The organism is Ruegeria sp. HKCCA5491, assembly GCF_013034565.1.
Lineage (GTDB): Bacteria > Pseudomonadota > Alphaproteobacteria > Rhodobacterales > Rhodobacteraceae > Ruegeria.
Genome location: NZ_WQGG01000005.1, coordinates 1 through 19,493, shown reverse-complemented (window position 1 = coordinate 19,493; position 19,493 = coordinate 1). Strand labels below are relative to the sequence as shown.

The following is a 19,493-nucleotide window of genomic DNA, read 5'->3' as shown; positions in this document are numbered from 1 at the left end:
GCAAGGCATTCTGACAAATAGAATTATTTTCAAACACTGGCCCAACGGCTCTGGTCCCGACCAGTAACCTGCCCTAAGACTCCGCCCAAGAGGGACGGCCATGTCACATATTACACTGGTGCGTCACGGCCAGGCGAATACAGCAGCACGTGACGAGGCAAACTACGACAAACTCAGCGATCTGGGTCATCAGCAGGCACGCTGGCTGGGTGCTCATTTACAAAGTACACGCGCACATCATCCGCGGGTATTTTGTGGAACGCTCACGCGGCACGTGGAAACCGCCGCCAGCATGGGCTTGCCGGAACCAACGCGGGACGCCCGATTGAATGAGTTAGAGTATTTCACCATTGCCAAACTGTTCGAGGAACAGCACGGCATTGCAGTTCCGACCGACCGCGAGGAGTTTGTCGAGCATCTGCCGCGCACGTTCGACGCATGGGCCAAAGGACAAATCACAGGTGCGCCAGAAACCTTCGAGGAATTCGAAAGCCGCGTATCTGGTGCGCTGCGTGATATCGGCACAGAAGGCGGGCCTGCGATTGTGGTGACCTCGGGGGGGTTGATCTCGATGGTGGTGCGGCAGGCAATGGGGCTGGATATACCTTCCATGGCACGCGTGGCTCTTGCCATCATGAACACGTCAATGCATCGTCTGCACCCGATCGGTGCACAGCTTGCCCCGGTGCTCTTCAACGCAGTTCCACACCTGGAAGCCCCAGACCGGCAATTCGCCCAGACCCACCTGTAACCGGAGGCTCAGATGCAGCTTTATTACGCCCCCCGCACGATCTCGATCGCTGTTGCCATAGCTCTGGAAGAGGCCGGGCTAGAGTATGAGGCGATCAAGCTGGATTTCCCAAACGGCGAACAGACCAAACCCGCCTACAAGCAGATCAATCCCAAGGGCCGCGTGCCCGCGCTGGTCGTTGACGGGGGCATCCTGACCGAAACCGGTGCGCTGCTGGATTACATCGCCACTGTGGCGCCGCAGGCCGGGTTGATTCCGTCTGACCCGATTATGGCCGCGCGGATGCGCGAGGTGATGTATTACCTTGCCTCGACCATGCATGTGAACCACGCCCACAAGGTACGAGGTGAACGGTGGGCCGACAAGGAATCCAGTTGGAAAGATATGCAGGGCAAGGTCACACAAACGATGACGGCCTCTTGCGAATACATTTGCTCGAACGGGCTGCGTGGGCCGTTTGTACTGGGGGATGAGGTCTCGCTTGCGGATATCTACCTTTATGTGGTGTGTAGTTGGCTGGAGGGCGACGGTGTTGATGTGTCGGCCTTTCCCGAGATCATCGCATTTCGCAAGGCGATGGAGGCGCGGCCTTCCGTGCAGGCGGTACGCACTGCCGGAATGCTTTGACTAAAGGAACTGATATGACACATCTCTGGGTCCGGGCGGAACAGCGCCCGAACGAGGAACGGGTCGGACTAACCCCCGAGGGTGCCGCCGCCCTGATCGCCGCAGGTATCCGCGTGACGGTCGAGGAAAGCCATGTCCGCGCCATCCCATTGCAGGGCTACAAGGATGCAGGCTGCGAGATCGCGACTGAGAATTCATGGCCGGACGCCCCGCTGGATGCGATCATCTTCGGCCTCAAGGAACTGCCCGAAGACGGCACGCCCCTGCCCCACCGCCACATCATGTTCGGCCATGCCTATAAGGGGCAACATTCGGGCCGGGCGCTGCTCCAGCGATTCAAGGCCGGGGGCGGCACGCTGTATGATCTGGAATATCTGGTCGACGAAGACAGCCGCCGGGTTGCCGCCTTTGGCTATTGGGCGGGGTATGCGGGCGCGGCAGTCACGCTGAAGACATGGGCCGCGCAACAACGGGGGCAGGAATGCCCTCCGGTCGGAGTGTATCCGAACAAGGACGCTCTGAACGCCGAGCTGCTTGCCGAGCTGGACGCCACGGGCACCCGCCCCCGTGCTATTGTCATAGGCGCGTTGGGCCGCGTCGGCACGGGTGCTGCGGATATGTGCGAGGCGATGGGCGTTGCCGTCACCAAATGGGACATGGCCGAAACCGCCAGCGGTGGGCCATTCCCTGAAATCCTTGACCATGACCTGTTCCTGAACTGCATCTTCGCGCGCCCCGGCACGCCGGTCTTTGTCCCGCGTGACGCGATGAGCGCACCGCGCAACCTGACCGCCATTGGCGACGTGGCGTGTGACCCCGACAGCGATTACAACCCGGTGCCGGTCTATGACCGCGCAACCACATGGGAAGCACCCGCCCTGCGCGTGGCGACCGATCCAGTGATGGACGTTATGGCCATTGACAACCTGCCGTCGATGCTGCCCGTCGAAAGCTCGGAAGACTACGCCGCACAACTGTTGCCCTCGCTGCTGACCCTGACCGATCTGGACAAAGGCGTCTGGGGCAGGGCCGAAACAACCTACAAAACTCATATGAGAGGGATCTGAGCGATGACGATTCACTGGTGTGGCACCGGCCTGTCGGCCATCCCCGGCCTGCGCCGCCTGATTGAGGGCGGCCACAAAGTCACCGTCTGGAACCGGACCATCGACAAGGCCCGCGCCGAGGTCGGAGACCTGACCGACGACATCCGCGCCTTTGACATCGACGCGCTTGGCGCAGTGCTGGAAAAAGGCGACGTGATCGTATCCATGCTGCCTGGCGACTGGCACGTTCCTCTGGCCGAGCTGGCGATTGCGAAGGGCGCGAATTTCGTCTCGTCTTCTTACATCGCACCCGAAATGCGCGCGTTGGACGAAAAGGCGCGCGAAGCCGGTGTCGCCCTGATCAACGAAGTGGGTCTGGACCCCGGCATTGATCACCTGATGGCGCACGCGCTGGTCGCCGATTACCGCGCCTCGGATGCGTTTGATCCGCAAAACCACCTGAGTTTCATTTCCTATTGCGGCGGCATCCCGAAGAACCCCAACCCGTTCCGCTACAAGTTTAGCTGGTCGCCTCTGGGGGTGTTAAAAGCCCTACGGTCGCCGTCAAAATCAGTCCGTGACTACGCACCACTGGACGTCGCCCGCCCGTGGGACGCAATCACCAGCTACATCGCGCCTCTGCCAACCCCGGAAAGCTTCGAGGTCTACCCCAACCGCGACTCGCTGCCCTTCGTGGCCGAATACCAGTTCGAGGATCACTGGCCGATCAAGGAATTCGTCCGCGGCACCTTGCGCCTGAATGGCTGGGCCGATGCCTGGTCGGACGTGTTCACCGAAATCGAAACCCTGTCCGGCCCTGAAGGCGACGCGCGCCTGAAAGAAATGTCGGATCTGTTCTGGGACGAAAACGCCTATGACGAAGGCGAGCCTGACCGCGTGGTTCTGTGCGTGGGCCTGAAGGCCGAAAAAGACGGCTCCGAGGTCTGGCACAAGACCTATGTTATGGATGCCTGGGGTGACGAACGCGGAACCGCAATGGCGCGACTGGTGTCTATCCCCGTGTCTCTGGCTGTTGAGTCTGTGTTGAATCGCGAAATTCCTGCCGGCGTTCATGCCGCCCCCAGCGATCCTAAGCTTGTGCAAAGCTGGATGTCGGAAGTCGACAAACTGGCTCAGCACTTGCAAGTAGTGACACATTCGACGGACGCCGTGTCCTGAGGGCGCGTGTTCGGGCAAGTAGCACTACAGGGAATTTTTGCGCTGGGCGCCTCTTCCTCCTATTCCCGGGGGGAACTATCACATAGTAATAGCTGCAGAAGTGGCTATTACTGAGCTGATTTGGCAGGATTTGGCGTATAGAACTGGAGGCCACTTGGAAGTGATTGAGTTCGTTGCGTGAGACGAAACACAAGCGGTTTTAACCTCTTCAGCCTATTGTCGCCCTCCCGGACGAAGCAATTATTCGGCAGTCAGATCGGGTCGCATCAATCTAGTATTCGACGCTCCATTGCAGAGCATAGTTATAGTGGAAAAACCTTTTTTTTGCGATATGTCTGTTATGTGGATCGCCAGTGAACGACTGCACGAAGCTTTCGAACGAAGATGCCGGTCGCTCATAGAAAACAAATATCTCCACAATATCGCCGCCATTGTTTCGAATTATCTGAGCTGTAACCAAGTAGTCTTTTTTGGAAGCAAAATCCGGCGTTATGTTCGCGGTTTGGTAGCCGTCACTTCTAATGGTCCTATTCACTTTTGGGTTTCCCGACCGCAAAATGTACGTAACATCAGATCGGGGAACGACTTGTAAGTCAGAGTTATCCAACTCGCAAAAAAACCCGCCGCAGTCCTTTAAAGTGAACAAAATAGCTGTGTCATCTTTCGTCCAGTTATCGAGAAGAATTGCGTGAACATCTCCATTAACTCTACTCTGGTTCCGCTTTGAGAACTCAGAAATTTGCTCTAAAGGTGCTATAGCCCATGTTGCATTAAAGAACGGCTTTCTAAGCTGGTAAACATCCGCAAGTGAGTGCGGAGGAGGAAAAAACTTGACCAGAAAACTGTCCGTTTGAACCAGTTCTATTGCGTAGTTTCTTATTCTCTCTTCCAGATTGGTACGATTTCTATAGCGAACCGTCGAAGAGCTAATCATCCCAAGAATGCAAAGGGTTGCGATAGCCAAGAAAAGAATTTTCAGCTTTCCAATCAATTTTGATTCTTTCTCAAAGCCTTAGTGAAAATTCCCGCCTGGGATAGAGAAGCAATTCTAGTGCACTTAGAGTCAACGAACCGCGAACAATCATAAAGTCAGGATTTCCCGACTCCGTCATACTCCTACCTAATGGGTTGAGGTTAAGGGGGCCGCGTAAGCCCCGACTAACGACGCGGTGAAGGCATTAAGCGATTGATCTGGTGGACTGTTTGTAGATCGAACGGTCTGGTTTGGAATATTGGTTGCGGGAGCAGGATTTGGCCTTCATCGAACAACCGTCCTTCGAAGAAAAGGAAAGTAGACTACATCTCGAAACACAATCTGATGCTCCGAAGCAACCCAAGTGTCGAAAGCGTCCAAGCGACCGACCAGCAACTGCTCTTCACAATAAAGAAATCCAGCGTTCTAATTAATTCGAAACCGCAGGCAAGCTGCAGTCCAAGGGTTCTTTGGCTCAGCGGTCAATTCTCTTGATCTGATTTGGCTCACTAAGAATCGAGCCACTCAAAAAGGAAGCCACACCGCTAACATTGGCTCAACGAATTACATGAACCGAGCACCTGGCGTGATGCACGACTCTGTTTGCAGTGGAACCTAAAAATATGTCCTCAAAACCAGGCTTGTGCGAAGCCAAGAAGATGCAATCCGCATCGCTCTCATTTGCGAAGTCGACAATAGCCCTACCTGCGTGCCCAGAGATGAGCCGAGCCTTCGCGCCTGGAATTTCAGAAGCAGTTTGATGCAGGTTTTCCAGGATTTCATGCCGCGTATTGGCAAGTACTTCGCTGGGAATCTGAGACCCTACATACGCCGGAATTGGTTCTTGGACGTGTATCACGGTGAATACAGCGTCCGCATCAGCCAATTGGCGCGCGGCTTCAAACGAAGCTTGTGTGTCGTGTTCTTGGTCCAGAGCAACCGGGATCAGGATATTCTTGTACATTTGACCTCCTATCTACTGCTCCGATGATTCCAGTTTGGTTCCTCGGCAGCAGGAAACCTATACAGGCTCGGACTTTGAAGATTTCCCCGCGCTCTTTGTAGCGGCTACAACCTCATCAACTGTTTTCTCAACAGCTTCAGCTTCGGTTTCAGCGACATAAGATGCACAACGGGACACGGTTTCGAACCATTCCTGAGCGTCAGCAACCAACCGCTCCGCCGAATGGCGCTGCCACTCAGCCATGCTCTGAACGGCTTTAGAGGGATCGGACGGGTGCGCGGAAGACACATTGCGTGCAGCTTTTAGTGCCGTTCGGACCGCCTCATGACGCCGTTCGAACCAATGCTGTGCAAAGGCCTCTGTTTCTTCGAGCAATTTTTCTTGTGCGTCCCAAAACTGTTCGATCTGGGCACCGAAGGCCGGATTACCAGACATGGGCGGCTGCATTTGCTTGAAAACATCCACAAGTGAGGTCGGGCTATTTGTGCTAGATTTCTTTCTCGGCATCGAAAATTCCTCCTCATTTCCTGAATAAGCTATTGTGCCACCTGCGGCATGCTTTCGCCTTAATACAGATCAATTACCCTTATCTTTAGCACTCTCGGCTTAGACCGCGACAGGGCGCTCGCATTCTCTCCGACACCGGTTCCTAGCAGGCAGGGTTGGAGTTAGAGTAATCTAGACAAGAACTTAACGCTTGGTTTTCTATGCACGTTGCCGGCTTTCTGATTACCCTTGGTGTCCTCTTCCTTGCCGGATTGGCGGCCGATCAATTTGGTCGGGCCACGCATCTTCCTCGTGTTACAACCTTGCTTTTCCTCGGTCTGATCGCCGGGAACGCCGGAATGGGGTTGATCCCACTCGACGTTGCAATGTGGTTCGACGAGATATCCATTGTGGCCTTGACGATGGTCGCGTTTCTTCTTGGAGGATCTTTGACTCGCGAGAACCTGGTCCAACATGGCCGAGCCATTCTGACGATTTCGGTTTCAATCGTGGTGGCAACCCTTGTTATTGTGTCTGCCGGTCTGACCGCAATTGGCGTACCCTTCGGGTTGGCGTTGGTGCTGGCGGCAATTGCTACGGCTACAGCTCCGGCCGCAATGACAGACGTGATCAATCAATCTGGGGTGTCCAACAGCTTCACCGAGACATTAAAGGGCGTCGTCGCAATTGATGACGCTTGGGGTCTGTTAGTTTTCAGCATCGCCTTAGTTCTGGCCGGTCATTCGGATGGTTGGGCCACAGTCACGACCACGGCGATTTGGGATTTCGGAGGGGCTATTTTGTTGGGTTCCGCACTAGGCGTGCCATCCGCTTACCTGACTGGCCGCTTGAAACCGGGAGAGCCAATGCAGGCAGAAGCAGTGGGAATAGTCTTTCTTACAGCAGGCCTCGCGCTTTGGCTGGAGGTTTCATTCTTGGTCGCAGGCATGGTTGCGGGCGCAGTGATCGGGAATCTTGCCCGCCATCATGATCGTGCTTTTCACGAGATCGAACATATTCAGTGGCCGTTCATGATTTTGTTCTTCCTACTGGCTGGCGCCACGTTGGAAATTGAAGCCTTCGGTTTGATGGGCTGGGCTGGTGCTCTTTTCCTATTCTTGCGTGCCGTGGCCCGCCTTGTCGGAGGTTACTGCGGAGCAAAACTGGGCGGCCTGCCTCGCCGTCAGACCCGCTGGTACGGTCCCGCTTTGTTGCCACAGGCTGGTGTCGCGGTAGGTATGGCCCTTGTAGCTGGAGAACAATTTCCGCATTGGGCCGCGTCGATCATGGCCTTTACTCTAGCCAGTACTGTGGTCTTCGAGGTGTTGGGGCCGCCACTGACTCTCATGTCAATCAAACGCACGGCTGACACGGACTAGCAGATTGGTCAGTGTCTATTCAGACTGGATCGACTCAAGGAAGGCGAGCAAATTCGCCAACGGCAGGCCTACCATCATAGGTTGCCCATTAGTTAGAGCCACTGCGATTTGTTGGTCTGTCTCAAACACCGCGCCAAAGATTGGCATTTCGCCGCCATGGGCGAGCAATTGTGAACGACCATCAATCTGTTCAGCTATGCGAACTATCGGAAACACACCGTCGTTTTCGCCCGCCAATTTGGTTAGGTCGGGTGTTCGAATAGCCAGCATTTCGGCCATTGGTCCGTCTCCGGTCGCTTCGAAACCGTGACATTGCCAGCAATACGTCCGGTACAAATCTCGTCCCTCATCGACGCTGACCTCCTGCGCTAGTACGGGCCCCGTAACGAACAGTGCCAGTAAAATCCCGCGAACAATCTGCATACGCTCCTCCAATTAGCTGCCCCGGATGCAAATCTTATTAATGCGCATCCTTAAGAAACTTCTTTGACCTCGCTCATGTTGCACCCTTCAGCACGAAGATTGGCGTTTAGGTCGAATAGCGCTTGAGCACGTGCCAAATCTAATCAAGGCCAGCCTCCAACTACGCCACGTCGTCATTGACCTCAGCACCCTTGCGCCCAGACGGCACTCCTTCCAATGCGTTCAAATGCCAGCGAATTCGCCAGAGGTGATAAGACACCCGATGCAGCCATCTGAGAGCATCCAACCGAGCCCAAACGACGTCGTCCGGCAGACTGTCAGTTGCAGCGTCGGAGATGAGCAAGTCTCTGCGAAGTTTCCTCTGTCGCCGCATAAAACGGCGAAGACGGTTCAGCGTGCTTTCACACTGCACTGGATTGTCGATCTCTAAATAGCCGTCAGTCGCTGTAATCAACACCGAAGCAAGCCGTTTCAAACGCCGGTCTTTTGGTAACTCGCTTATCCGATCATCTTGGCTACACCGGTAAAGCAGCCGGTCAAGATGGTCGAGGACATGGTACATACCCTTGATGCTGGATATCTCTGCGTCGGACCTGCTGGGCAGTTCAATCTTGTCTAGGTACGAGCGCGCTTCCGATACAGCAGTCTCAATGCTGTCCCGCCCATAGTCGGGTCCGCTTGGCTGAGATGCCCCGATACATGACCGAAGGTGCGCCACTTCGGCCCTTACAATTTGTTCGACTGCGGCTTTTGCTGCATCCACCGCTATTTCCGGCATCCCGAGGACGAGAGGATCCAGAGGTCTCGTTAAGTCAGCCCCTTTGTCGGATACGAGCGCCTCGACAAATCTGGCGAAAGGTTTCGCGAACGGCAAGATCAGCGCCACACCTATGGCGTTGAAGAAACTATGGAACGCGACAAGCGCGGTCAGAGAGTTTCCAGCCCCCGTCCCGCTTACAAAGACCGCAGTAAACGGCCCTAGCAGGAAAAATGCCATTGCCCCTGTCATCACGTTGTAGATCACATGAGCAAAACCGGTGCGGCGCGCCATCGTGCCCCCACCCAAGGTGGCCAGAACAGCGGTGAAAGTTGTCCCCACGTCCATTCCAATGACCAGAGCCGCTGCTTGGGGGAAGTTCACGGCACCGGCGCTCAACGCAGCCAATGCCGTTGCAACACCAGCACTCGAAGACTGCGTCACCATGGTGATAACGACACCGATCAATACAAGCTTCAGCCTGCCCAGCAGCGTATCAGATGGAAAATCGGCAGGGGTAACTACGCCGCGAAAGGCGTCAAGCCCGGATTTGAGTTGCTCGATCCCAATGAAAATCAAGCTGAATCCGGCCAACGCCAGCCCAAGGCCGGCAACCGCTTTCCTTCCCGAAAGCGCCAGCAAAGCCCCAACAAAAACAACGGGCAACATCACTTGCCCCAACTCTAACTTGAACCCCAAGAGCGCGACGAGCCAACCTGTCATGGTCGTTCCGATATTGGCCCCAAAGATGATCCCAAGCGCTTGGGGAAACGTGAGCAGACCAGACGCGACAAATCCGACGGCCGCAACTGTGGTCGCACTGGAAGATTGGATTGCAGCTGTCGTGACCGCGCCTGTTACGGCCCCGGTAAACGGTGTCGACGTGAACCGGCCCAAAATATCCCGCAGTCGCGCCCCTGCCAAAGCCTTCAATCCGTCCGTCATCAACAGCATTCCGACAAGGAACAGGCCGATGCCGCCCAACGCTGGTAACAGGTTCCAAAACATCACGAATAGCTTTCCACCCTAAATCTCACACCGCCTAACACATTTGCTTTGCCTTTAAGTTCGACGACAAACGACAGTTGGTTTGCGTTCAGCCTCGCAGACCCGACGCCGCGAGTTGATTGACATAGATCAAAGCACCAACATGAACTACATAGTGAAATTCGAATGTTTCAACATATTCTACGTTTACCGTCCTGTCCCCAAGTAACACAAAGGTGAACGGAAGTTTGAAGGAGTGGAGGTTCCACCCACGGGGGCTCGGCAGAAGTGATGGCGAGCCCCCAGTTAGTTGATTGGCGCCGAATGCGCCCAGACGTTGAGACACAAGGCATTCGGTGCAGCTTTGACCAAAGGATTAAGTCGCTGCGCCAATCGAGACAAAAAGAGAAGGACGCCACTGACGACGTTCGGAATGGGCAGTTGGCGGAAATCACTTATGAACTCTGTTGATCCAAACGAACAGAAACTCAGACGGGCCCTTACTACCCCGTTGCTCACGCTTTATGGCCTTGGGGTAACGGTCGGTGCTGGCATTTACGTTTTAGTCGGTGCAACAGCAGACATTGCCGGACCGTTTGCGGCGTTGTCGTTCGTTGTAGCTGCGCTCGTCGTATCACTCACCGCGCTTTCGTATGCAGAACTCGCAACTCGATTTCCTGTCAGCGCAGGTGAAGCAGCCTATGTTGAGGCCGGATTTCGGAAAAACTGGATGGCGGTTTTCGTTGGGCTCGCGGTGGCAGCCTCGGGCGTTATCTCCGCTTCTGCCGTTGCAATTGGCGCAGCATCATACCTTCACGCTTTGACCGGTTTTGCGATCCCTATTTTGACTATCAGTGTTGTTTTGATCATGGGTCTAATCGCGCTTTGGGGGATCACTGAGTCGGTCTTTGTCGCGGCTGTCATCACGATCATTGAGATCGCAGGTCTTCTTTTTGTGATTGGCTGGGGCATGTCGATCCAAGATCCGCAGGGATATGGGATCAGTTCGATGCTTCCGCCGCTGGAACTCGACGCGTGGAGAGGCATTTTCGCAGCATCACTTCTCGCCTTCTTTGCATTTGTTGGCTTTGAGGACATGGCCAATGTCGCTGAAGAGGTTAAAGACCCTGTGCGCACCATCCCAAAAGCGATTATGCTAACGCTCGTTCTGGCGACCGTGTTGTATCTTGGAACCTCAATGACCGTTCTACTTGTTGTTCCGATCGATGTTCTTTCGACGTCCGCAGCACCCCTCGCGCTTGTGTTTTCAAACGCCCCCGAGGTGATTAAACAGGGCTTTTCCGCAGTTGCGATTGTGGCGACAGTCAACGGAGTACTGATCCAGATGATCATGGCCTCGCGGGTGATCTACGGACTAGCTGACCGTGACCATTTGCCGAAGGTTCTGGCGATAGTCCCTAAAGCAACGCAGACACCAGTAGTTGCTACTTTGCTGGTCGTGGCGATCATCGTACTGCTGACTCAAACTTTACCGATTGGTACTCTGGCAGAGCGCACATCCCAGATCGTTCTGGGTGTCTTTGTACTTGTCAACATTTCGCTGATCCTGCTGAAGATGCAGACGGACGAGGCTGCCAAGCACTTCCGCGTTCCTCTTACGGTACCGATCCTTGGGGTGATCACCAGCGCATTGCTTTTCGGATCTGGATTTCTCTAACTAAATACAACGACCCAAAGGCTTCCACGAGCTACCACGGCATATGACGACTGACCAAACTTCCATAGGATCAAAACTCTCGGCCTGGTGGCATAGAACGTTTGTGGATCTAGTTCAGCAGCTGCAATGGTCCTATCTGCCGCCATTGATGGTCTATTTTGCGGCCGGCGTGTCCGGCCTGACCTCGGTCGTCGGCGCTTTTTTCCTGAAAGATTACCTCGATTTATCCGCCTCTTTCGTTGCAGGACTCGCGTTTTGGGCCGGTATCCCTTGGATCCTCAAAATGCCGCTTGGTCATGTCGTGGACCTGTTCTGGCGCTGGAAGTCCCTGCTGATTCTGTTCGGCGCATCCCTGATCACATTCTCTTTGCTCACAATGTATGGGCTTGTGACCGCTCCCGTGCAAATGGCGTCCATTATGCCACTGGAAGACTGGTATGTCGTCGCGTTGCTATTGGCGCCTTCGGGCTATGCCATTCAGGACGTTGTTGCCGACGCCATGACGGTTGAGGCGGTGCCAAAGGTTGACCCAAACGGCCTACCATTTTCGCCTGAAGAAACCCGTGCTCAGCACACGACGATGCAAACCTTGGGCAGAGTTTCCATTATTTCAGGGTTTGCCGCGGTTGCGGCTGTAAACATCTGGATTTTCTCTGGAAAAGAGGACTTGCAAAAGCCCGATCGTCTTGCACTTTATGGCCAAGTTTACCTGATAGCTCTGGCTATCCCTGTATTGTCCGTAAGCGGCGTCGTCCTTCACAGCTTGATCCAGCGTCAGCGTATAAGATCGGGCCACCCGCCCTACACACCGGATGAAGTCACCGAAGTCAAATGGTCCATATTGCTGGGCGGCCTGGCATTCGTTGTGCTTAGCATCGTGCTGGGAACCGCTGATTTCGAATTTGCGCAGGAAACAGTCTTTGCGGTTTCCCTGGCGGTAATCTTGTACCTCATGTCGCGCCTGCTCAAAGAGCTGGAACCGGCCCAAGCCAAAGCCTTAATCGGGACAGCGACAATCATTTTTGTTTTCCGTGCCGTTCCTCTGCCGGGACCAGGCCTGACTTGGTTTGAAATCGATGAACTGGGGTTCGATGAACAATTCCTAGCAATTCTGGCTCTGTTAACTTCGCTGCTGGCGTTGCTGGGGTTAATCGTTCTCCGGCCGTTTATGGCCAATCGCTCCATTGCGCATGTGGTAGCATTGCTGACGATCGCCGCGGGCGTTCTCGCACTGCCCAACCTTGCCCTCTACTACGGTGTACATGAATGGACGGCGGCGCATACCGGCGGAGTCGTCGACGCAAGGTTCATTGCCATTCTTGATACAGCGGTTGAATCGCCGCTTGGGCAGATTGCCATGGTCCCGATGTTGGCTTGGATCGCACGCAATGCCCCAGTTCAATTGAAAGCGACCTTTTTTGCCGTGATGGCATCGTTCACAAACATGGCATTGTCGGCCAGCAGCCTCAGCACCAAGTACCTCAACCAGACGTACGTAATCACGCGCGCTGTCACCAACCCTGAGACCGGTGAGGTCACGTCCACCGCGGACTATAGTCAACTTGGATACTTGCTGATCTCTGTGGCCGTGATCTCAGTGATCGTTCCACTGGCTACAGTGTTCGTCGTTCAAAACTCGCGCTTCCGAACGAGCGAATGATTACTGGCTTTCCACCTCTCCCAGCAGAACTCTGAGATGTGAGACCGGGACGCCGATGTTTGAACCACCAAACTCGGGCAGGATCGCAGCATTGATGGCAACTACTTCGCCCCGCCGATTCAATGCTGGCCCTCCGCTCCCACCGGTCGTAGTCTCAGCGTCATAAACGATGGCGCTCCCACTCGTCCGCGCAACGATCCCCCGGCTTGCTAGCGGATGAATCTTGCTTTGAGCGGAAAGCCGGGACGCTATCGACCAAAAGTTCATCGTTCCTTCTGCCTCCAGTTCCTCTAGAAAGCTCGGACCAGCCTGCGCGATCAAAGCTTTCAAACCCGTTGGATATCCCAACAGATAAAGCTCTTCACCGACGCGCGACGTGGCATCCGCCAAAGGAAGGCCGAGGTCCTGAACGCGGCTTGGCTCAACTGCCAAAATCGCCAAGTCTGCCGCTTCACTGAACCGGACCAAACGCGCCTCTATTGGTTTCGTCTGATCAGGCAAATAGGCCAGCAGCCTCAACATCTCTGGCTCAAGACCAGCGTCGCTCAGCGCTTTCTCTCGGTTCCCCGAGGTCCAGGGCAAAGCGACATGGCGGTTGGTGGCCATCAATGGCACCCCAGCAATCAAAAACCCTGTTCCGGTGAACTGAAATTCTGCAGGTTCGCCGGTCCCGTCCGGTTCTATCCAAGGCTGGCCAAACGGGGTCCTCTGGTTTTCTCCGTTCGGTCCCAAAACGTGCCGCAATATCTTCCCGCTTTCCACGTGGCGCAATCCATAAGCCCCCTGAAGGAAAGCTACAGATCGAGTGGAGGCAGCTATCACCCGTGTGGGTGCCCCCGCCCGTTGCTCCAAGGTTCCAAGACGCTGCTCGGTCGACAAAACCTGGTTCTCAAAAGCGTCACGCAACGAAGCCAAGTCATCAGGCGTAAGCGCGTCTTCTCGCGTCTGAGCGAGCATAACTGCGACCGCTTCAATCTTGCGGGACTCCTGTTCAATACTATCCGCCAAGCGCCGGTCGTTTTGGTAAAGCAGGTACCCAAACCCCGCGATCACAAGAAGCGTCGAAAGAACTGTGATCCTGAACAATATCGTCGTTTGAGAGGCAAGCCGCCGCCCACTATCGCGCAGGGCACCAGACATCTTTTTAGCGAAAGGTCGACGGCTCGTTCGGGTGTAAGCATATGCATCACTGAGGATATCCTCGACTGTATGGTGCGCGGGAAATGAGTGATCGCACAACCTGTATCGAGACATAGGACCCATTTCGCCAAACTCGATCATGTCGCCATGGTTAAGAGACGCCGATGAGGTTTTTTGTCCGTTTACCCATACATTGCGCCCTACCGATGCGGTTATTGTGTAACCGTCGTCAGCCCACTGTAGGGTCGCAATATCGTTATCATGGGGAGGCAGGTTGTCTTTAGGTCGAAGGTTTAGCACCCTGCCATTGTCAACTGAAACCGTTAGGGTTTTATCTACAAGCCAGTTCACGTTTCCGCGCGAGGGTCCGGTCAGGCTCTCCAGAAAGGCTCGCACCTCACCTTCACCAGCATTTCCTGAGGATGTAATGCTACTCGCTTCTGGTTTTCGCATTATGACCCCCTATCCAAACGCGTGAGGGCATTCTACCACGCTGCACCACCAAACCCATGGCCTGGTGCGAATGTACAAAAAACGCATTTATACAAACACTTGCGATACCTACCCGGATTCCACCAAAGACACTTATCAGGCCGCAACTCTAAGAAGGCCGATCCATGATCGACCCTCTGCATTGGCATTTTTTTGCATGGTATCGAGCCAACAGACCGTCTATTTCGACGATACCTTGATCTTACGGCTTGGATTCTGAGGCTCAGACTTCGGCATTTCGATGTGCAGAACGCCTTTGTCGAATTCAGCTGAAATCTTGTCGATTTCCACAGTGTCTGGCAGCGACATGGCTCTAGAAAAACTGCCATAGCTTCTTTCGCTGACACGTAGATCGCCCGTTTCATCATGCGCAATCTTCTTCTGACCGCGCAGGATTAGCCTGCGATCCTTGATTTCAATTTCCACATCATCCTCTTCGAGCCCTGGCAATTCAGCCGTCAGGACAATCGCAGAATCCGTTTCTTGGACATCGATTGCAGGTGAAATCGCACCTGTCATGTCAAGAGACGGAAAACCCGTGCGTTGCGCAGCCGTTTCCATTGGTAGGAAAGGTGATCCTCCCCCGAAAAAACGCGACATCAGGGTTTCCATTTCACGCCGAAAGTTGTCGGAGAGCGGATGCGTTCCAGTGAAAAGTTGCGGGGATTTTTTGTCTTCTAGCATTTTTTTTTGAGCCTCCTCCTTTGGTCTGATTTCGCGCGCGCAACATTATGACAGAAAAAGCCGTCAAGGACCTTGATCTTGCGCAAGCATGCAACCTCATCCTTCGCCAGAGCGCACGCACCGGTTGAACGAACAGAATCGGGTAACATCGCCCACCAAGCTTGCCATGTCGTGGTGGATTTAACACCAATCTCAGTAGTCTTGATCGGAACCCCAGGTCAGCCTAGCGTTTATTTTGAATGAGCCCGAACTGCCTAGCTTTAGCACAGTGGAGCGAAACCGTATGAAATGGCTTTATCTGGCGCTGATTTACGTTTTGCTGATCTTGGCTCCCTTGGGTTTTTCTTGGTCTCTGGGATGGCCACCACGATCCTTTCATCAAGAGCTCGCGTCCGGGCTTGGAATGCTTGCGTTTTCAATAATCTTAGTCGAGTTCCTGCTGTCTGGGCGGTTCAGGTTCATCTCTTCCGGCTTGGGTATGGATGTGACCATGCGGGTGCATCAGTTGATGGCGCGTACAGCACTCGGCTTTGCGCTGATACACCCGCTTCTGTATCAGGGTACGCCTTCTGGCGGACGCCGACCGTGGGATGAAACAAATCAAATTACGATTTCGACCGACTTTTCAGCGCTGGTATCGGGCATCGGCGCATATTTTTTACTGTTCATTCTGGTCGCCTCGGCAATTGCCCGTAAATCCCTTGATTACAAGTACGAGACATGGCGCCTCTTTCACTGGCTGGGAGCCTTGGTGATTGCTTGCCTGCTGTTGCACCACACGGTCTATGCTGGGCGCTACGGTGGGCATCCGCTATTGGCGTATCTCTGGCTTACCCTGACCAGTATTGCAGTTGGAACTGTGCTGTATGTCTATCTCGTTCGGCCTTTACGTCAGAGGAAAAGGCCGTGGCGCGTCACTTCTGTGTCTCGACTAACACCGAGGCAATGGGAGTTTCGCATCAAGCCAGATGGTCACAACGGACTAACCTTCGAAGCAGGGCAGTTTGCCTGGCTAAACGTCGGCCACAGTGCTTTCTCGCTGCACGAGAACCCATTCTCGATTAGTTCGGCACCAGCCGAAGGCTCCGAAGTTTCATTCCTGATAAAGGAACTTGGGGATTTTACATGCAGTCTCGGACAGATCGCCCCGCAAACCCGGGTCTATCTGGATGCCCCACATGGGAATCTGTCGATCAGCCACCGCCCTGAGACAGGAATTGTTTTAATCGCAGGTGGTGTCGGGATCGCGCCCATGTTGAGCATTATGCGTCAAGTTCGACTGAGTAGAACACAGCGCTATCTCAAGCTTATCTATGGCAACCGGGTGGAGGAGCAGATTGTTTTTCGCCAGGAATTGTCCAAAGAAGAAACAGTATTTGTTCTATCCGAACCGCCAAGGGATTGGTCCGGAGAGACAGGCTTGATCGACGGTCCCCTGTTGGATCGCAATTTGTCTTCTGAACAATTTGAAAGCTGGCTTTTTGTTCTCTGCGGCCCCCCTGCCATGATGGACGCCGTCGAAGATCATCTGATCGCACGGGGCACCGCGCCCCACCGGATTTTGTCTGAAAGGTTTGACTATGATTAGACTGCTCAGAAACCTGCCCACACGCAAACAGGTGAAGTTCGCAGTTTGGTGCATCAGTTTCATAGTCTTCATCGCTGTCTTGGCCTTTTCCTTACGGTAACCAGGCAAACTATTGAGCCTTGGCTAACTTCAAAATTATCAGCCGAAAAAGGCTGATTTGCGTGGAGATGTATGTCGTCGCGAACTTACTCAAAAGACATGATCTGCGTGGACAGAAAAGGAATTTCACAACTCTCCCAAGTAACGCCTTTGATGGAGATCAAGGGCAAAGCCCGCCTCTTATTCATAATCAGCAATCTATTCAGACCGATTTATGGGAGGATCGGAATGACCGTACTCATCGCCTTCGCTACAGTTGAAGGCCAGACAGCAAAGATTGCGCGCTTCATCACCGATCTCGCGAAGAATGCCGGTTTCGACGCAAAGCTGATCAATACCGATGAAATGCCCAGCCACGTTTCACTTGACGATGTGGTCAAGGTTATTCTCCTGGCCCCTGTCCACGAGCGTAAGCACCCCAAGTCATTCGAAGCATTTGTCGCTTCAAATAGAGATGCCTTAATGAAGCGAAAGTCTCTCGTGCTTTCCGTCGGTCTAAAAGCTGCTTTCGCGTCAGGTCGAGAAGAAGCACGCGACTATCTTGACGAAATGCTTCTTCGAACAGGACTTGAACCAAATGCGACGGCTTTGATCGCAGGCGCGGTGAGGCCCGAAAACTACGGGTATTTTGAGAGGGAGATTCTTCAGCACGTCGTCTTGCTCGGTCGAAAAATCGATCCACGAGAAGGGGCAAGGGAGTTTACTGACTGGGATGAACTCACGTCAATTGTGATAGAGTTCCTTGGCGAAAACAGGCGGGCAAACACGCATCAACCTCAAGCAAACTCTTAAAAAAGTCTCTCAAGTATTTACCGATGAACTTTGATAGCCATGACTCCTGGAAAGTCACAGTTATCGGCTCACTTCATCAGTGTCCGAAAAGCACTGGTAAACTTGTCTGCTCCAACATTGCTTGCGTCGTGCCCCCAAAAACTGACTCTCGCAAATGGGAATGCCCATAAGCGCCCATAACAATGAGATCGGCCCCCGCTTCTCTTGATCGTTCTTGAATGCAATGTGCAACTGAATTTCCCCCGCACTGGAACTGCGACACGGTCACGTTGCAACCGTGATGGCCGAGCCATTCAGCTAGGTCAGTTCCGTGCTCACTACCTTCTACATCCTCAGGCGACGGCAAATCAAAACATCCAATTACAACTTCCTTGGCCGCCAGAAGAATGGGTAAAGCTAAATGCGTCGCCCTGGACGCAGGCAAGCAGTCATTCCATGCCAAAAAAACGCAGTCGCGTTGGGCAAACGGATCTCCATTGATCATCAGAGCAACCGGCGAATGAAACAATACTCCGCACGTGATCTTGTGAAATAAATCGGGGTCTTTTCGCAAATCAGCGTCTAGAAAAGCGATATCAGAGCATTTGGCTTGTTCTGCTACAAGTTGCTGTAACTCTGCTCCAAGTCCCATGAAGCCAGTTACATTTGCAGATACGCCCTGCCCAGCAAGAAGCGTTTCAACTTCAGTGGCGCGAGACTTCAGGGCGGCATTTTTCGCGTGAAGAATGTCCAACCAGTTTGAGGGCAGACCCGCCTCAACGAACCTGTTTGATCCATACTTCAGGTAAGGCAGGTTAGGTAAGGCCGCGATCAATACGCAATTCAGGTGGTCGTTCTGGATATGGGCAGTTTCAGCGCATTCCAAAATCGACGCGTCGTCAACATCAACTCCTACATAATATGCCACTGTTCTGTGTTGCATTCCCGACCTCCGCCCGGAATTTCACTTCGCCCGAAAGCCGTGCGCATTGATTGAACCAGCCAATAGCCGATGTTGTTATTCGTTCTTCTTACTTCGGCAGCATGAAAAACTCTTCCAGCACAATCTTGCCCTCCGCCACCGAATACACCGCGATCTCGCGCAGGGTCATACGCTCACCCGTAGCCTTCTGAATCACTTCAGCTCTGAAGCGCACTCCAAAGCGGTTGGGTGGGTGAACGTAGGGGCCATCCACTTCTAGTTCTTGGATTTCATGCGACGCCAACCAATCCTCTCTTTTTCCCTTGATGGCTTCTCGACCCTTTGTTACGCGGAATTGTCGAACCGGAGGCACAACAGCCTCTATCGACTGCGCGTTTTCGGCATACATCTCATCAACACTTCCAAGGCCCCTGCGCTCACGCATGGTCTGGACGAATGATCTTCCGATTTCAATCAACTCTTCCATGAGCCCCCCTCTGAATTACCGTTGACTGTACCACTTCTTGCCCGCGCAAATCTTGACACGGATCAATAAGCACAAGGGGAAATGCAATACCGGTGCGACTGCACCCAAATCTGTCCGAACTCTATCGCTCCAAGGTCGCAGATCTGGCGCAGGCTCTATCGGATCCGTCGATCCGCAAAGGGGCTTTGGAGATCATTCGGAGCCTGATCGAACGTGTCTCGGTCCAACATGAACGGGATGGCGTGCAGATCGAACTGGAGGGTGCGCTGGCAGCAATGATTGGGCTGGTCCAGAACGACAAAAGCCACCTTGCGGCGGCTTGTTCGAGACTCTGTTGGACCCAAGTGGTTGCGGGAGCAGGATTTGAACCTGCGACCTTCAGGTTATGAGCCTGACGAGC

At 53.9% G+C, this 19,493-nt stretch carries 19 protein-coding genes; 10 read left to right on the top strand and 9 right to left on the bottom strand.

The features are described 5' to 3' along the window. The first annotated feature begins 100 nt into the window (after positions 1–100). Genes GOV88_RS08345 through GOV88_RS08330 form a run of 4 tightly spaced genes read left to right on the top strand, consistent with a single transcriptional unit; the run spans position 101 to position 3,603 of the window. Positions 101–751 carry a histidine phosphatase family protein gene (locus GOV88_RS08345; protein WP_171126432.1) on the top strand — a complete coding sequence of 217 codons (651 nt, stop codon included), beginning with the start codon at positions 101–103 and terminating at the stop codon, positions 749–751. 12 nt (positions 752–763) lie between these two features. Next, positions 764–1,378 carry a glutathione S-transferase family protein gene (locus GOV88_RS08340; RefSeq protein ID WP_171240118.1) on the top strand — a complete coding sequence of 205 codons (615 nt, stop codon included), beginning with the start codon at positions 764–766 and terminating at the stop codon, positions 1,376–1,378. Between the two features lie 14 nt (positions 1,379–1,392). Next, complete coding sequence (locus GOV88_RS08335) at positions 1,393–2,445, top strand: saccharopine dehydrogenase (RefSeq protein ID WP_171240117.1); 1,053 nt, start codon at positions 1,393–1,395, stop codon at positions 2,443–2,445. Between the two features lie 3 nt (positions 2,446–2,448). After that, positions 2,449–3,603: a saccharopine dehydrogenase family protein gene (locus GOV88_RS08330; RefSeq protein WP_171240116.1), complete on the top strand. Its 1,155-nt coding sequence runs from the start codon at positions 2,449–2,451 to the stop codon at positions 3,601–3,603. Positions 3,604–3,874: 271 nt separating this feature from the next. Here the strand turns inward: GOV88_RS08330 and GOV88_RS08325 are convergent, their stop codons facing one another. The 3 genes from GOV88_RS08325 to GOV88_RS08315 all read right to left on the bottom strand — a co-directional run bounded on the left by GOV88_RS08325 (position 3,875) and on the right by GOV88_RS08315 (position 6,047). Then, positions 3,875–4,594, bottom strand: coding sequence for a hypothetical protein (locus tag GOV88_RS08325; RefSeq protein ID WP_171240115.1), 720 nt, complete (start codon positions 4,592–4,594; stop codon positions 3,875–3,877). Between the two features lie 538 nt (positions 4,595–5,132). Beyond that, positions 5,133–5,540 (bottom strand): universal stress protein, encoded by a 408-nt coding sequence (locus GOV88_RS08320; RefSeq protein ID WP_171124648.1) that lies wholly within the window; start codon positions 5,538–5,540, stop codon positions 5,133–5,135. Positions 5,541–5,597: 57 nt separating this feature from the next. Further along, on the bottom strand, positions 5,598–6,047 hold the full coding sequence (locus GOV88_RS08315) for a phasin family protein (RefSeq protein WP_171124650.1): 450 nt from the start codon (positions 6,045–6,047) through the stop codon (positions 5,598–5,600). A 200-nt stretch (positions 6,048–6,247) separates the two neighbouring features. Here GOV88_RS08315 and GOV88_RS08310 point away from each other — a divergent pair, with 200 nt between their 5' ends. Continuing rightward, on the top strand, positions 6,248–7,405 hold the full coding sequence (locus GOV88_RS08310; RefSeq protein ID WP_171124652.1) for a cation:proton antiporter: 1,158 nt from the start codon (positions 6,248–6,250) through the stop codon (positions 7,403–7,405). Positions 7,406–7,420: 15 nt separating this feature from the next. Here GOV88_RS08310 and GOV88_RS08305 read toward each other — a convergent pair whose 3' ends face one another. Both GOV88_RS08305 and GOV88_RS08300 read right to left on the bottom strand, forming a co-directional pair. After that, positions 7,421–7,828: a cytochrome c gene (locus tag GOV88_RS08305; protein ID WP_171240114.1), complete on the bottom strand. Its 408-nt coding sequence runs from the start codon at positions 7,826–7,828 to the stop codon at positions 7,421–7,423. A 160-nt stretch (positions 7,829–7,988) separates the two neighbouring features. Continuing rightward, a complete protein-coding gene (locus GOV88_RS08300; RefSeq protein WP_171240234.1) occupies positions 7,989–9,593 on the bottom strand; it encodes a Na/Pi cotransporter family protein in 1,605 nt (534 codons plus the stop codon). Positions 9,594–9,936: 343 nt separating this feature from the next. On the opposite strand from GOV88_RS08300, the gene GOV88_RS08295 reads away from it, so the two are divergent. Next, the gene (locus GOV88_RS08295) at positions 9,937–11,250 is read left to right on the top strand and encodes an APC family permease (RefSeq protein ID WP_171240113.1); all 1,314 of its coding nucleotides are present in this window, start codon (positions 9,937–9,939) and stop codon (positions 11,248–11,250) included. Positions 11,251–11,293: 43 nt separating this feature from the next. Next, a complete protein-coding gene (locus GOV88_RS08290) occupies positions 11,294–12,910 on the top strand; it encodes a hypothetical protein (RefSeq protein WP_171124658.1) in 1,617 nt (538 codons plus the stop codon). Here GOV88_RS08290 and GOV88_RS08285 read toward each other — a convergent pair whose 3' ends face one another. Together GOV88_RS08285 and GOV88_RS08280 are read right to left on the bottom strand one after the other, a co-directional pair. Further along, on the bottom strand, positions 12,911–14,503 hold the full coding sequence (locus GOV88_RS08285; RefSeq protein ID WP_171240112.1) for a trypsin-like peptidase domain-containing protein: 1,593 nt from the start codon (positions 14,501–14,503) through the stop codon (positions 12,911–12,913). 219 nt (positions 14,504–14,722) lie between these two features. After that, a complete protein-coding gene (locus GOV88_RS08280) occupies positions 14,723–15,154 on the bottom strand; it encodes an Hsp20/alpha crystallin family protein (protein ID WP_171240111.1) in 432 nt (143 codons plus the stop codon). A gap of 355 nt (positions 15,155–15,509) precedes the next feature. Between GOV88_RS08280 and GOV88_RS08275 the strand changes: the two genes are divergently transcribed. Together GOV88_RS08275 and GOV88_RS08270 are read left to right on the top strand one after the other, a co-directional pair. After that, positions 15,510–16,814, top strand: coding sequence for a ferredoxin reductase family protein (locus GOV88_RS08275; RefSeq protein ID WP_171240110.1), 1,305 nt, complete (start codon positions 15,510–15,512; stop codon positions 16,812–16,814). A gap of 327 nt (positions 16,815–17,141) precedes the next feature. Beyond that, entirely contained in the window at positions 17,142–17,705 is a 564-nt protein-coding gene (locus GOV88_RS08270; RefSeq protein ID WP_171240109.1) for a flavodoxin domain-containing protein, read from the top strand. A gap of 76 nt (positions 17,706–17,781) precedes the next feature. On the opposite strand, the gene GOV88_RS08265 is transcribed toward GOV88_RS08270, so the two are convergent. Beyond that, positions 17,782–18,627: a universal stress protein gene (locus GOV88_RS08265; protein WP_171240108.1), complete on the bottom strand. Its 846-nt coding sequence runs from the start codon at positions 18,625–18,627 to the stop codon at positions 17,782–17,784. Between the two features lie 88 nt (positions 18,628–18,715). After that, entirely contained in the window at positions 18,716–19,093 is a 378-nt protein-coding gene (locus GOV88_RS08260; RefSeq protein ID WP_171240107.1) for a SnoaL-like domain-containing protein, read from the bottom strand. Between the two features lie 92 nt (positions 19,094–19,185). Here GOV88_RS08260 and GOV88_RS08255 point away from each other — a divergent pair, with 92 nt between their 5' ends. Next, a complete protein-coding gene (locus GOV88_RS08255; RefSeq protein WP_171240106.1) occupies positions 19,186–19,482 on the top strand; it encodes a hypothetical protein in 297 nt (98 codons plus the stop codon). The last annotated feature ends 11 nt before the right edge of the window (positions 19,483–19,493 follow it).

Bases quoted from the DNA above. Each gene is read 5' to 3' on its own strand.
- GOV88_RS08300 (WP_171240234.1), bottom strand. From the start codon at position 9,593: ATGTTTTGGAACCTGTTACCAGCGTTGGGCGGCATCGGCCTGTTCCTT.
- GOV88_RS08265 (WP_171240108.1), bottom strand. From the start codon at position 18,627: ATGCAACACAGAACAGTGGCATATTATGTAGGAGTTGATGTTGACGAC.
- GOV88_RS08315 (WP_171124650.1), bottom strand. From the start codon at position 6,047: ATGCCGAGAAAGAAATCTAGCACAAATAGCCCGACCTCACTTGTGGAT.
- GOV88_RS08335 (WP_171240117.1), top strand. From the start codon at position 1,393: ATGACACATCTCTGGGTCCGGGCGGAACAGCGCCCGAACGAGGAACGG.
- GOV88_RS08305 (WP_171240114.1), bottom strand. From the start codon at position 7,828: ATGCAGATTGTTCGCGGGATTTTACTGGCACTGTTCGTTACGGGGCCC.
- GOV88_RS08320 (WP_171124648.1), bottom strand. From the start codon at position 5,540: ATGTACAAGAATATCCTGATCCCGGTTGCTCTGGACCAAGAACACGAC.
- GOV88_RS08270 (WP_171240109.1), top strand. From the start codon at position 17,142: ATGACCGTACTCATCGCCTTCGCTACAGTTGAAGGCCAGACAGCAAAG.
- GOV88_RS08285 (WP_171240112.1), bottom strand. From the start codon at position 14,503: ATGCGAAAACCAGAAGCGAGTAGCATTACATCCTCAGGAAATGCTGGT.
- GOV88_RS08345 (WP_171126432.1), top strand. From the start codon at position 101: ATGTCACATATTACACTGGTGCGTCACGGCCAGGCGAATACAGCAGCA.
- GOV88_RS08280 (WP_171240111.1), bottom strand. From the start codon at position 15,154: ATGGAAACCCTGATGTCGCGTTTTTTCGGGGGAGGATCACCTTTCCTA.
- GOV88_RS08340 (WP_171240118.1), top strand. From the start codon at position 764: ATGCAGCTTTATTACGCCCCCCGCACGATCTCGATCGCTGTTGCCATA.
- GOV88_RS08310 (WP_171124652.1), top strand. From the start codon at position 6,248: ATGCACGTTGCCGGCTTTCTGATTACCCTTGGTGTCCTCTTCCTTGCC.
- GOV88_RS08330 (WP_171240116.1), top strand. From the start codon at position 2,449: ATGACGATTCACTGGTGTGGCACCGGCCTGTCGGCCATCCCCGGCCTG.
- GOV88_RS08260 (WP_171240107.1), bottom strand. From the start codon at position 19,093: ATGGAAGAGTTGATTGAAATCGGAAGATCATTCGTCCAGACCATGCGT.
- GOV88_RS08290 (WP_171124658.1), top strand. From the start codon at position 11,294: ATGACGACTGACCAAACTTCCATAGGATCAAAACTCTCGGCCTGGTGG.
- GOV88_RS08275 (WP_171240110.1), top strand. From the start codon at position 15,510: ATGAAATGGCTTTATCTGGCGCTGATTTACGTTTTGCTGATCTTGGCT.